This window comes from Rhizobium sp. BK049 (assembly GCF_014193135.1).
GTDB lineage: Bacteria > Pseudomonadota > Alphaproteobacteria > Rhizobiales > Rhizobiaceae > Rhizobium.
This window is the reverse complement of record NZ_JACHYV010000013.1, coordinates 103,663-116,425: the sequence shown is the minus strand read 5'-3', so window position 1 is coordinate 116,425 and position 12,763 is coordinate 103,663. Positions and strand designations below refer to the sequence as shown.

12 protein-coding genes are annotated in these 12,763 nt (G+C 61.3%); 1 reads left to right on the top strand and 11 read right to left on the bottom strand.

From position 1 onward, the window contains the following. Window positions 1-19: 19 nt before the first annotated feature. From FHT70_RS15685 to FHT70_RS15670, 4 genes are all read right to left on the bottom strand, one after another. A complete protein-coding gene (locus FHT70_RS15685; protein ID WP_085776987.1) occupies window positions 20-1,672 on the bottom strand; it encodes an alpha-glucosidase in 1,653 nt (550 codons plus the stop codon). A 33-nt stretch (window positions 1,673-1,705) separates the two neighbouring features. Beyond that, window positions 1,706-2,869 carry a carbohydrate ABC transporter permease gene (locus FHT70_RS15680; RefSeq protein ID WP_183702720.1) on the bottom strand — a complete coding sequence of 388 codons (1,164 nt, stop codon included), beginning with the start codon at window positions 2,867-2,869 and terminating at the stop codon, window positions 1,706-1,708. Window position 2,870: 1 nt separating this feature from the next. After that, entirely contained in the window at window positions 2,871-3,884 is a 1,014-nt protein-coding gene (locus tag FHT70_RS15675) for a sugar ABC transporter permease (RefSeq protein WP_085776985.1), read from the bottom strand. Window positions 3,885-4,067: 183 nt separating this feature from the next. Next, window positions 4,068-5,429 (bottom strand): ABC transporter substrate-binding protein, encoded by a 1,362-nt coding sequence (locus tag FHT70_RS15670; RefSeq protein ID WP_183702717.1) that lies wholly within the window; start codon window positions 5,427-5,429, stop codon window positions 4,068-4,070. A 293-nt stretch (window positions 5,430-5,722) separates the two neighbouring features. Between FHT70_RS15670 and FHT70_RS15665 the strand changes: the two genes are divergently transcribed. Then, a complete protein-coding gene (locus FHT70_RS15665; RefSeq protein ID WP_183702714.1) occupies window positions 5,723-6,751 on the top strand; it encodes a substrate-binding domain-containing protein in 1,029 nt (342 codons plus the stop codon). On the opposite strand, the gene folD is transcribed toward FHT70_RS15665, so the two are convergent. The 7 genes from folD to FHT70_RS15630 form a co-directional block, all read right to left on the bottom strand. Further along, the gene (gene folD / locus FHT70_RS15660) at window positions 6,752-7,651 is read right to left on the bottom strand and encodes a bifunctional methylenetetrahydrofolate dehydrogenase/methenyltetrahydrofolate cyclohydrolase FolD (RefSeq protein ID WP_183702711.1); all 900 of its coding nucleotides are present in this window, start codon (window positions 7,649-7,651) and stop codon (window positions 6,752-6,754) included. Between the two features lie 121 nt (window positions 7,652-7,772). After that, on the bottom strand, window positions 7,773-9,530 hold the full coding sequence (locus FHT70_RS15655; protein ID WP_183702708.1) for a succinoglycan biosynthesis protein exop: 1,758 nt from the start codon (window positions 9,528-9,530) through the stop codon (window positions 7,773-7,775). 171 nt (window positions 9,531-9,701) lie between these two features. Then, window positions 9,702-10,541: a WecB/TagA/CpsF family glycosyltransferase gene (locus FHT70_RS15650; RefSeq protein ID WP_183702705.1), complete on the bottom strand. Its 840-nt coding sequence runs from the start codon at window positions 10,539-10,541 to the stop codon at window positions 9,702-9,704. A gap of 293 nt (window positions 10,542-10,834) precedes the next feature. After that, the gene (locus FHT70_RS15645; RefSeq protein WP_183702702.1) at window positions 10,835-11,371 is read right to left on the bottom strand and encodes a hypothetical protein; all 537 of its coding nucleotides are present in this window, start codon (window positions 11,369-11,371) and stop codon (window positions 10,835-10,837) included. Beyond that, entirely contained in the window at window positions 11,371-11,736 is a 366-nt protein-coding gene (locus FHT70_RS15640) for a hypothetical protein (RefSeq protein WP_003556590.1), read from the bottom strand. Before FHT70_RS15640 ends, FHT70_RS15645 begins: the two co-directional genes overlap by 1 nt. 11 nt (window positions 11,737-11,747) lie before the next feature. Continuing rightward, the gene (locus FHT70_RS15635; RefSeq protein WP_183702699.1) at window positions 11,748-12,311 is read right to left on the bottom strand and encodes a rod-binding protein; all 564 of its coding nucleotides are present in this window, start codon (window positions 12,309-12,311) and stop codon (window positions 11,748-11,750) included. A gap of 31 nt (window positions 12,312-12,342) precedes the next feature. Further along, on the bottom strand, window positions 12,343-12,756 hold the full coding sequence (locus FHT70_RS15630) for a hypothetical protein (protein ID WP_183702696.1): 414 nt from the start codon (window positions 12,754-12,756) through the stop codon (window positions 12,343-12,345). Window positions 12,757-12,763: the final 7 nt, after the last annotated feature.

Sequence of the window (12,763 nt, the reverse complement as noted above, 5' to 3'; positions counted from 1 at the left end):
GTCACTCCCCTCCTGATCCTTAAGCGAGACGGGCGAAATACGCCCCCCAGGCCGGAATATCGATCTTGTCGCCATAGTTGTTGCTGGTAAAGCCATGGCCCGTCAATGCCTGCCACTCTCCCGCAGGCAGAGTGACGCCGGTCTCGGCCGGGCTCATGTTGAAAATGCAGAGCAGCTTTTCATCGCCGTATTCGCGGGTGAAGACCAGGCTGTCGCCCTGCGCCTCCTCGAATTCGATTTCACCCTTGGCAAAGGCCGGATGCAACTTGCGAAAGGCAATGAAGCGGCGATAGTGCTCCAGCACCGAAGTCTCATCACCCTGCTGGACGTTGACCGCGCGCAGGATGTGCTCGACCGGTACCGGCAGCCAGGGCTTGACGGTTGAAAAACCGCCCTGGGCGACGTGGCTGTCCCAGACCATCGGCGTGCGGCAGCCGTCGCGGCCCTTGAACTCAGGCCAGAACTGAATGCCATAAGGATCCTGCAGATCCTGATAGGCGAGATCGGCTTCCGTCAGCGCCAGCTCCTCGCCCTGGTAGAGGCAGACGGAGCCGCGCAGCGTCAAAAGCAGGGAGGCATAGAGTTTGGCGAAGGCGTCGTGATCGGCGACCAGCCCGCCCCAGCGGCTGACGTGACGCATGACGTCATGATTGGAGAAGGCCCAGCAGGCCCAGCCATCGGGTGCGGCAGCTTCGAAATCCTCCATCACCTCCTCGACGCGCTCCGGCGTCAGCGGATCGGGCGCGAGGAACTCGAAGGCATAACACATGTGCATCTTGTCATTGCCTGAGGTATATTCGCCAACGATTTCGAGGCCGCGCTGGCTGTCACCCACCTCGCCGACGGCGGCGATCGCCGGGAACTCTTCGAGCACGGCGCGGAAACGCTTCAGGAAGGCAAGGTTCTCCGGCCGGTTCTTGTCGTAGATATGCTCCTGGAAATTATAGGGATTGACCGCCGGCGCCGTCGAGGCGTTGCGCCGCTCGGGCGCAAGCGCCGGATTGTCGCGCAAGAGCGGGTCGTGGAAATAGAAATTGATGGTATCGAGGCGGAAACCGTCGACGCCACGATTGAGCCAGAAGCGCACGACATCGAGCAGACGATCCTGCACTTCCGGGTTATGCAGGTTCATATCCGGCTGCGAGGTCAGGAAATTGTGCAGGTAATACTGCATGCGCGTCGGGTCCCACGCCCATGCGGAGCCGCCGAAGATCGACAGCCAGTTATTCGGCGGCGAGCCATCGGGTTTTGCGTCGGCCCAGACATACCAATCAGCCTTGGCATTGGTCTTGCTGGAACGGCTCTGCACGAACCAGGGGTGCTGGTCCGAGCTGTGGGAGATGACGAGGTCGATCATCACGCGGATTCCGAGGCGATGGGCCTCTGATATCATCGTGTCGAAATCCACCAGCGTGCCGAAGATCGAATCGACATTCTCGTAATCGGAAACGTCGTAACCGAAATCGCGCATCGGCGAGGTGAAGAAGGGCGAGATCCAGATCGCGTCGACGCCGAGGCTCGCCACATGCGGCAGGCGGGCGGTGATGCCCTTCAGATCGCCGATGCCGTCGCCGTTCGAATCCTGGTAGGAGCGCGGATAGATCTGATAGATCACCGCGCCGCGCCACCAGTCCTTATCGGCGGTCAAGATCGATTGGGAAGCCACGTTCATGAGATATCCTGTTCGTCACATTTCGGGGGATTGTCAGCCGCCCTTGACCGAACCCGCCAGCAGACCACGCACCAAATAACGCTGCAGTCCGAAGAAGACGAGCAGCGGCACGACGATAGTGACGAAGGCTGACGCCGTCAAAATCTCCCAATTGCCGCCGCGCGAGCCGAGCAGCGCGTTCAGCCTGCCGGTCAGCACGAGGTGATCCTGATCGGTACCGAGGAAGACCATGGCGACGAGCAGGTCGTTCCATACCCACAGGAACTGGAAGATGGCGAAGGAGGCGAGTGCCGGGAAGGACAAGGGCAAAACGATACGGGTGAAAATCTCGAAGTCGCTCGCGCCGTCGACGCGGGCGGACTCGATGATTTCCTTCGGCAGGCCGGCAATATAGGCCCGCAGGAGAAAGATGGCGAGCGGCATGCCGAAGGCGGTGTGCGCGAACCAGATGCCGGGATAGGTCTTCGACGGCTGGCCGAGCATATTGCCGATCTCGTTGTAGAGGCGAAGCAGCGGAATCAGCGACATCTGCAGCGGCACGACGATGAGGCCGACGACGAGCGCAATCAGCAGCGCGCGGCCGGGAAACTCCATCCAGCTCAGGGCATAGGCGGCAAAAGCGGCAATCAGGATCGGGATGATCGTCGCCGGGATCGTCACCGTCAGCGAATTGATGAAGGACTGGCCGATGCCTTCGCCGGTCAGAACCGTTTTATAGTTCTGCAGCGTGAATTGCGGCGGCGCGGAGACGGACACGTAGATGCGCCGCGGCCGCTCGTCAGGTGAAAAAGCCGTGTTCTTGGTATAGCGATAGCTGCCGTCGCTGTTGATCTGCAGGCTCTCGCCGTCGCCGAGATCGGCGGTCTCGCCGGCTTCGAAAGCGGCCGGCTGCTGCACGCGGTTGCCGAAGGCTTTTACCGAGCGGCCGGTCTGCCCTTCCAGCACATTGCCTGAAATGACGTAAGTGGCGCCTTCCTGCTTTTGCTGATCGGGCGTGCCCAGGCGGACGGCGACGGTCTGCGTCGAGCCGACAAAGGCCGTCCACCATCCGGAGACGACGATCTGGTCCTTGTCGCGCAGCGCGCTGACGAAGATGCCGAGCGTCGGGATCAGCCAGATGATGACGATCAGCAGAACGGCAAGGTGAACGAAGAGACGGGCGGGACCGATCTTGAAGTAGCTTCCGACAGCGGTCATCTCAATGGCCCTTCAGTTCGCGGTTGGCACGGCGCACGTTCCAAATCATGATCGGCGTGACGGCAAGCATGATGATGATGGCGATGACGGCGCTTCGGCCGGAATCGCCGCCGCCGCGGAACATCCAGTCGAACATCAGGTTCGCCAGCACCATTGTCTGCCACTGGCCGTTCGTCATGGTCAACACGATGTCGAAGACCTTGAGGACGAGGATGGTGATCGTCGTCCAAACCACGGCGATGGTGCCCCAGACCTGCGGCACCATGATGCGCCAGAAGATCTGCCAGCCATTGGCGCCGTCGATGACGGCGGCCTCGATCGTCTCTTCCGGGATGCCGCGCAGCGCCGCCGACAGGATGACCATGGCGAAACCGGTCTGGATCCAAATCAGGATGATCATCAGGAAGAAATTGTTCCAGAAAGGAACCGAGATCCAGACTTCCGGCGTGCCGCCGAAAAGCTGGACGATGGCGTTCAGCAAGCCGATCTGGACGTCGTTACCGCCGCGATATTCATAGATGAATTTCCAGATGACCGATGCGCCAACGAAAGAGATCGCCATCGGCATGAAGACGATGCTCTTGGCGATATTGCCCCACCAGATACGGTCTGTCATCACGGCGATGACAAGGCCGAAGAAGGTGCAGGCGGCCGGCACGACGGCAAGCCAGAGGATGTTGTTGAAGATCGACTGGCGGAATTCGCGGTCCCCAATCGCCCATTTGTAGTTGGCAAGGCCGACGAACTGCAGACCGGTGCGGTCGTAGAAAGAGAGGATGAAGGTCGCGACCACGGGATAAACGAGGTAGACGAAAAGCAGGAACAGCGCCGGCCCGATGAACAACCACGGCCGGATCAGTGCGCGCCGGTTGAGGTTGCGCGATGCGGCGCGGATGTCGCCATCCTTCACCGGCAGAGCCAGATCCAGAATCTTGTTCGAAAAATAGAAATAGGCCGAGCACGCGACAACGGCCACGACCACGACGCCCAACGCGGACACTATCTGCAACAGCATTTCGCCCTCCCCTGCTTCCCCTGATTTCATTCCGACCGGATTTTATTCTGACGGATCAAGGCCGGCCACCGTCAATCTGTTTGATTGCCCAGTCACAATATATCCCGCGAAGGCCGGGCTCTTTGAGAACCCGGCCAGTCACGAGGCCATGCCGCCGGCAAACCGGCGGCATCGTATTAACGATTATTTGATGCCGTCCCAGGCGCTCTGGATTTCGCCGGCCGCCTCTTCGGCAGTCTTGCCGCCGACGAAATCGACCATGCCCGTCCAGAAGGCGCCTGCGCCGATCTTGCCCGGCATCAGGTCGGAACCGTCAAAGCGGAAGGTAGTGGCCGACGTCAGGATCTCGCCTTCCTTCTTCATCTGCGGATTGGCATAGGCCTCCGTGCTGACGCCCTTGTAGGGTGTCAGGAAGCTCGACTGCGCCATCCAGACCTCGTGTGCGATCGGGGTCTTCAGGAAATCGATGAAGGCGCGGGCCGTCTTCGAGTCCTTGGTGATCGAGACGAGCGTGCCGGCGCCGAGCACCGGTTTGCCGAGTTCGGGATGCGAAGCATAGGTCGGCATATAGAAGAAGTCGGCGTCCTGTCCGAGCTTCGTGCCCTCAGGGAAGAAGGAGGGTATGAACGAGGCCTGATGGTGCAGGTAGCACTTCGGCGGAACGGTGAAGAGGCCCTTCGGGCTGTCGCGGAAATCGGTCGAGGCCACGGCTGCGACACCACCGTTTACATATTTCTCGTTCTTGGCGAACTTGCCGAATTCGTCGATCGCGGCAACCACGGCCGGATCGGTGAACTTCAGCTCGTTGGTCGTCCACTTGTCGTAGGCTTCCGGCGGCTGCATGCGCAGCATGATGTCCTCGACCCAATCGGTCGCCGGCCAGCCGGTCGCGCCGCCGGAACCGAGACCGATGCACCAGGGAACGCCGCCATCCTTGACGATCTGGTCGGTCAGGGCATGGAGCTCTTCCATGGTCGTCGGGATCTTATAGCCGGCTTCCTCGAAATTCTCCGGCACGTACCAGACGAGCGACTTGACGTCGGCCTTATAAGGGAAGGCGTAGAAGGCTTTCTTGCCGTCCTTGCCCTTGTATGTGCCATAACCGACCCAGCTGTCGCCGGCGCCGTAATTGTCCTTGATCCACTTGGAATTGTCGTCGCCGAGCGGCGTCAGGAAGCCCTTGCCGGCGAGATCGGCCAGCAGCCCCGGCTGCGGCAGAACAGCGATGTTCGGCGGCGAGCCTGCCTGCGTGTCGATGACGATCTGCTGTTCGTAGTTTTCGGAAGAGGAATATTTGACGTCGATTCCGGTCGCTTCGGTGAAATAGGCGAGAACGCTCCGGAAGAACGCCTCGTCCTCACCGCGCCACGGGCCGAAGATCGTCAGCGGCTGCCCCTTCAGGTCGGCATGAGCGGCCTTGAATTCGTCATAGCTCTTCCAGTTGAACTTGGCATCTTGTCCCGGCGCAAACTTCAGATCGGCCGCGGACGCAGCACCGGCACAAAGCGCCGCCACGGCAACGCTCATCAAAAATGACTTTTTCATGTGATCAACCTCCCATCACAAACTCAACAGCGCCAAACTTCTTCAACGGAAATTTTCAAAGCGCTTTGGCACCCAACTCATTCCACTTTCGGTGGAGCGAAGTCAAGTCATTTCGCGAAAAGTCGCCGCAGACATGCGGAAGGGCGCCGTCCACCGGTGTCTCTTGGGCAATATGGAGCGATTTTTCTTGAGTCAAGCGCGCCAAATGAATACATAATTGAAAGCGCTTTGGATGTCGCTGGGAGGCGGCTTGCCTGTTGAGGCGCCAAGCGGGCCGGGAGGAAGCATAGCAGGTGAATCTCAAACAGCTATCGGAATTGCTGGGGCTTTCGCAGACGACAGTGAGCCGAGCCCTCAACGGCTATCCCGAGGTCAACGAAGCGACCCGGGAGCGCGTGCTCCAGGCTGTCAAGGAAACCGGATACCGGCCGAACAAGGCTGCCCAGCGGCTTGCGACCGGCAAGGCGGGCTCGATCGGCCTCGTCATGCCGACGGCGCCGGGCCATCAGTCCGACGTGCATTTCGGCGAATTTCTGGCCGGGCTCGGCGAAGAGGCCGTGCGCCACGATTTTCACTTCGTCATCATGCCATCCGACCCGGACGACGAGGTGGCGGCGCTCCGGCGCCTTGCGATCAGCGGCAATGTCGATGCGCTGTTCGTCGCCTATATGCGCGGCCACGACCCGCGGCTTCCCATGCTGAAATCCCTCTCCATGCCCTATGTCGTGCATGGCCGCTCCTTCGGAACGGATCCGGACTATCCCTATCTCGACATCGATAATGAGGGCGCCTTCTACGATGCGGCGCGGCTCCTGTTGCAGCTCGGCCATACGCGCTTTGCGCTGATGAACGGGCCAATGCATCTGGATTTCGCGATTCGCAGGAGGAATGGCGTGACAGCCGCTCTTGCCGAGCGCGGGCTCACTCTCGACGAGGATTGCATCAGCCATGCGTTGATGACCGATGAGCAGGGCCTGCTTTCGATGGAGCGCTTCCTGCAGCTGCCGAACCGCCCGACGGCAATCCTCTGCTCCAGCACGGTACTGGCGCTCGGGGCGATCCGCGCAGTGAACCAGGCCGGATTGCGGCTCGGCGAAGACATCTCGCTGATCGCCCATGACGACGTGCTGCCGCTGTTGAAGCCCGAGAGTTTTTCGGTGCCGCTGACGACGACACGCTCTTCGCTGCGGGCCGCAGGCGTTCGCATCGCGCAGCGGCTGATCGGCACGGTGAAACAGGCAGGCCCCTTTCCCGAACAGGAGCTCTGGAAAACCGAACTGATCGTCAGGGCCTCGACCGGCCCTGCCCCGCAGCAGCCTTAATCAGAACTGCGGCGGCGTCTGCCCTGCGGCCCGGTGGGCGGCGATGACGGTGTTGGCCATCAGCATGGCGATGGTCATCGGACCGACACCGCCTGGAACCGGCGTAATGGTGCTGGCGATCTCGGAGACTTCGCGGAAGGCAACGTCGCCGACGAGCCGGGTCTTGCCCTCGCCTCTTTCGGGGGCCGGGACGCGATTGATGCCGACGTCGATAACGGTTGCGCCCGGCTTGACCCAATCGGCCTTGACCATCTCCGGCCGGCCGACGGCAGCGACCAGAATATCGGCATTGCGGCAGACCTCGGCGAGGTTCCTGGTTCTGGAGTGAGCCATCGTCACCGTCGCATTGGCGTTGAGCAGCAATTGCGCCATCGGCTTGCCGAACAGGTTGGAACGGCCGATGACGACAGCATTGAGCCCGGAGAGATCCTCGCCATGGGTGCGGCGGACGAAGACCATGGCGCCGGCCGGCGTGCAAGAGACCAGACCGGTCTTCAGGTCGCCGGTGGCGAGCTTGCCGGCATTGACGACGCTGAGGCCATCGACATCTTTTTCCGGCAGGATCGACTGGATGATCGGTTCACTGTCGAGCGGTTTCGGCAGGGGCAACTGCACCAGGATGCCGTGGATCGACGGATCGGCGTTAAGCGTGGCGACAAGCGCTGCGAGCTCTTCCTGCTTCGTGTCCGCCGGCAGCGTGTGCTGCACGGACTTGAAACCACACTCCTTGGCCATGCGGCTCTTGGAGCCGACATAGGCATGGCTTGCCGGATCGTCGCCGACGATGATGACCGCAAGGCCTGTCGTGACGCCGCTCATCTTTTCCAGCGCTGCCGTCGCACTCTTGACCGTCTGAATGACCGATGCAGCTACGTTCTTGCCGTCGATTACTGTCGTCACGCGTATCTCCGCCCTGTTTTGCGTCAATCTAGGAATAGTTGACGAGCGTCAAATGCCCGCTAACGCCCTATCCTGTCGGAAAGCGGCAAGGCAATAACAAATTTGCAAGGAAATGGGTGCTTCAGCGCCGCGGTTGCCGCGTTTCCATCACATGAACCCGAAGCCGGTCCCGCAGGCCTGAGATTTCGGAGCGCAGCAGCGCGATCTCGTCGACCGCCGCCGGGGCTGGCAGGGGCAATGGCGGCGGAGAAGCAACGGGCGGAGATGCCGGCAACTCCGTTGCAGGAGACGCGACGGATTTGCGCAAGGACAGCAGGAAAGCCAGGGCAAGACCGAATGCCAGGCCCGCGGCGGCGCCGGCCAGAGCGCGGCCGGTCAGACCACTCTTTGCCGATATCGCCGATGTCAGCGGCGGTTTCAAAACGGTGACATGGCCGTCGCCGGCTGTCGCCGATGCGGACGTCGCATCATCCAGGCGCGAGCGGGCGGCATTCGCCTTCTCTCGCAGCTCGGTCAACCGCGACAGATCGACGCCGGTATCCCGGCTCTGGGCGATCAGCGTGTTGCGGCGGTCGTTCAGGCCCTTGCGTGCATCGACCGCAGCCTTGGCGGCGGCATTGGCGACCTGTGCGAGCCGGGCAAGCTCCCTGCCCATGTTCTCCTTGAGGCCGTCGGTTTCGGCCTGCTGTTGCAACAGGCGCGGATGACGCGGGCCAAGCTCAGCCGAAAGCTGCGCAAGCGTCGTCCTGGCGACCGAATATTTGTCGCGCCAGTCCTGCATCGCTGGCGAGAGCATGTCGGAGGGCACGGAACCGTCCAGCACGCCGGCAAGCTTCGCCGCCTTCAGCCGGTCGGCCTGCGCCTTGGCCGCGAGAATGTTCTGGTCTGCCTCTTTCAGGTCGGCATCAAGCCGGTCGATCTGGCGGCGAAGATCGATCGCCACCTTGACGTTGCCTTCGCCGCTCTTTGCCGTGAAGGCGGCAAGCTCCGCCTGAGCCTCGTCATAGGCCTTGCGCAAAACCGCGTCGGTTTCGGCGTTGCCGCCGCGTGCGTCGCCGCCCGCTGCCTCGGCCAGCCTTGCGGCGATACGGGTGGATTTGGCACCGTCGCCGGTCGTCACCCGCACCCGGATCGTGCCGGCGGCGGCATCGGGCACAATCTCGACTGCACGTCTCAGCGCGACCTCGGCGCGCGAGGCCGGATCGGCGGCAGCACCGGTCGCCGAGAGAAGATCGAGCGCAACGGCGAACGCATTGGCGCCCGTGCCGACGAATTCGGGATCGTGATCGAGCTTCAGGGTGGCGACCGTCGACGCAGCCACGCGCGCCGACAGCAGTCCCTTCGCCGCAGCCTGCGTGAAAGCGGCGCGGCTTGCGGCATCCGTTTTCACAGCAAGCGTCGCTTCGGCGCGGTAGAGGACGGGCGCAGCCGGCATCAGCATCGGCAGGCCGGCGCCCAGGATCGTTGCCGCAGCGACCGTTACCGCAAGGCCGGCCCTGTCCGCACGGCGTTGCGGTGCTGCCGGGCGGGGCTCGAGCGTTTCCTGATGAATTGCGGGTTCGACCGAAATCGCCGGCTGTCCGGCGGAAGCCACCGGCTCTTCATATCGCGCTGGTTCCGGCGGAAGACGACGGCCGACATCATTGGCAGCCCGGAGGCGATTGCCGAGAATTGTTTCGATGCGGCCGACGAGCGGCGCCTCGGGCGCCGCCCTCATGCGCTGCTCTTCCAGCACGCGGCCGATGGCGCGCAGCAGGTCGGCTTCGGGCTGGGCGATGTCCAGTCCGTTTGATCGGGGCGGCCGATAGGGATCGTCATGGGCGCGCGGCCTTGCGGCTGCGTGATCGAGAAAACTACTTCTGGCCCTGCTATCGTACATTTGCGCCACATCTCATGCACATGATGGCCGAGTTTACTCATCCGCATGCGAAGCAGATGATTAAGTCACTCTAAATTTTCATGGCAAAGAAATGGTTAACCGCAGCCGGCAAGAATTGCGGTTCGATTCTCGATAGCGCTGCTGCGCGTCAAACGCGCGGACACTGCAGGCTCAGCTCGCCTTCTTGCGATCGGCCGCCGGCTGCACGACGTTGCGGGCCTCTTCCGGATGGCTCAGCATTCTTTCGCGCCGGCGGAAGCGGTAGCGCAGGACATGAAAGAGGAAGACCGGAATGCCGACGATGTAGCGCCGCCACAGGCGCGCGGGCTCCTGTATCAGGCGATAGGCCCATTCCAGACGCATCATCCGTACGGTCTTCGGCGCCCGCGGCACGGCGCCGGAGACGAAATCGAAGAGCGCGCCCACCGTCAGCACCAGGCGCGCATGGTCGGCACGGATATTGTCATGAACCCATTTCTCCTGCAGCGGCGTCCCCATGCCGACGATCAGAATATCGAGTTTCTGGCGCTCGACCTCCTCGATGACATCCGTGGAGTCGACCTTGTCGAAAAATCCATCGGAAATAACCACAAACTCATGCCAGGGCGTGTGCTTGCGGAAATTTTCCGCCGCCGCCTCGACGACCGAGCGCTTGCCTCCGATGAGACCGATGCGGCGCGGGGTCTCCATGAAGGTGAGCAGGGCCGGCACGAAGTCGGTGCCGTTCAGATTGGCGGGAAATGGCCCACCATGGGCGATCTGCGATGCTATATTGAGGCCGATACCATCCGGCAGCACCAAGTTGTGCGACATGATCCGGTAATATTCATCGTCGCGCAGCGCCGTCAGCATGTTATGGGCATTGACGAAGCAAACCACGGTCTGGCCGACGGGAATGGACGCCAGCTCGTTGATAAAAACGAGGGCATCGTCCCAGCCGAGATCGCAGACCGGCAGATCGAAGATCGTCCGCCGCGACGCAAGCACCGCGAAGTTTGCAATCAAATTCATTCCTACCTCCTGCCGAGGGTGCGTCATGCGCCCGAAATCCCGGAAAACAAGCCCATATTTCCGCACCCCGGAGGTCTCGAAAGAACCGGTCGCGTCACGCATGGACGGCGTCGCCCCGATCGCGGAAAACGGCGCATGCCAAGCTGTGCCACCTGATATAGCAGGACGGTTTCAAACAACCCTTAGGAAAATTCCTTGGATTTTGATGCTCGCATAAGTAGTTTGTTAACCAAAGGCGGCCCAACGACAAACGGCGCCCGACGGCGCCGTTTGTGCATCGATGATCGGTTGCTTCAATGTGCGGGGGCCGATGCTTCCTCGGCTGGGGCGCCCTCGACGATCTTGACCGGTGCGCCGAGCTTCTTCGGTTGACCGGCCGAATTTTCCTTGACCTCTTCCTTGGAGAGATAATCGAGCTGCTCCAGCATCACGTCAGCGACATACTCGCCGCCGAGGCGCTCGTTCATGCCCTTCCTGATCTCCTCGCGAAAGGCTTTCGGGTCGAAGGATTTGATGTGGGCAAGATCGACCATCTTGTTGCCGACGAGCAGGCTGAAAAGTTCGTCGGTCGTCATCTCGGTGAGCGGCAAGGTCACGCCCTTCAGCATGTCCTTGTTCATCATGAAGGAAATGCGGCCGAGAAAATAACCGGTGATCGCACCGTCGCCGATGACCGGCACAGTGATCGTTTCACCCTTCACCAGTTCGAGCGCGCTCTGCTTGGAATCCGTTGCCGCGGGCGCCGGCGCCGTCGCCAGGTACACCGAAAAATAGACTGAGGCCAAGGTGATGGCGCAAACCCAGATACCGGTAAGGACGAGCTTGACCATCAGTTTCCACGCGCGGCGAATTGTTCCTGGGAATAGGTGCCGTCGGCGTCGGCGTCCTGAACCGCATTCTTCAGGAGGTCGGCCACGGCACGAACCGCTTCCAGATGCGCCTCGACACGCCTGGCGTTCAGAACCAGTTTCTTTTTCAGGCCGTGCAGCTGATCGAGATGGGCAGCGGCAAGCTCGGCCGGATCGGTATCGCGGAAAAGCATCGACAGCTCGTAGAGGCAACGGCTCTTGTGCGCGTTGGAGACCTTGAGATCAAATTGCGGATCGTTGCCGATCCGGGTGTTCTCATTGTCGATGATCATCTCGAGGCGTCCGAGAACGGATTTGATCCTGTATTCGTTCGAAACTATTTCCATTGTGTCCTCGATTATGTGTCGCTTGCTGTCTTGGAGTCGGCGGTCGGCGTGCCGAAGGTCCTGCGCTGGAAGTCGTCGATCATGCTGAGCGCTGTGTTGCGGTCGCGATCATCGGTCGAAGCGTTGACGATCTTGCCTTCCTGGCGGCGCAGCTGCTCGCTGTACATCTGCTTGGCGATGCCGATGCCATCGCCCTTGGCCATGGTGTTGCCGAGCTGCTCGGCCATCATGCCCTTCCAGATATCGCCGGTCGCGCCCTTGCCGTAAACGTCTTCGCTCTCGCTCGGCAGCATCGACTTGACGAAGTTCTGCAGCACCATGGCCTCGAACTTCCGGTAGCTTTCCGGAACCTCCTCGGTCTTGGCGCGGTTCTGGATGTTGGAGAGGCCGCTCTTCTGGCCGATATGATCGAGAACGTCGACCGTATTGGAGAAGCCCTTGCCGTTCTCGGCGAGGCTCGTCGCGGCAAAAGCCGCACGGTTTGCCTTCAATTTTTCCTGGGCTGCCTGAACCTCCATGGGGTCGGCAGCTTTGACCACGTCCAGGACCAGATCACTGGGGGGCGCAATAGCCACGTTACAATCCTCTGAATTAAGATCGCAACGATTATGGTTTTTGAAGCTTGCTGGAGGCTGGCGTTGCGAATTGCTGATCGATTACATCGTAAACGGCATTGTCGTCGGCCTCGCGGCGCTCAGCGTCCAAGGCCTCTTTCATGCCCTCTTGCAGCCGATCGGCCTTGGCGCGCTCGCGCGACAGCCGCATCTCGTGGATCTGCTGCATGCCGGTCAGCTGCTGATCCTTGATGGTGAGCCTGCCGAATCGATCGGCATAATTCTGCGAGAAAGCGTGGTGGACGGGATCCATCGAGCCAAGCGCGACGATGACATCGTCCATCGCCGCATTGACCTCGATGCGTTGACGGCTGGTTTCGGCCAGATCGTTTTCCGCCATCCTTTCGATATGCCGCTGCACCGACAGGAGACGCTTGAGCTTCTGGGAGCGGCTCTTCTCGATCATGACAGCC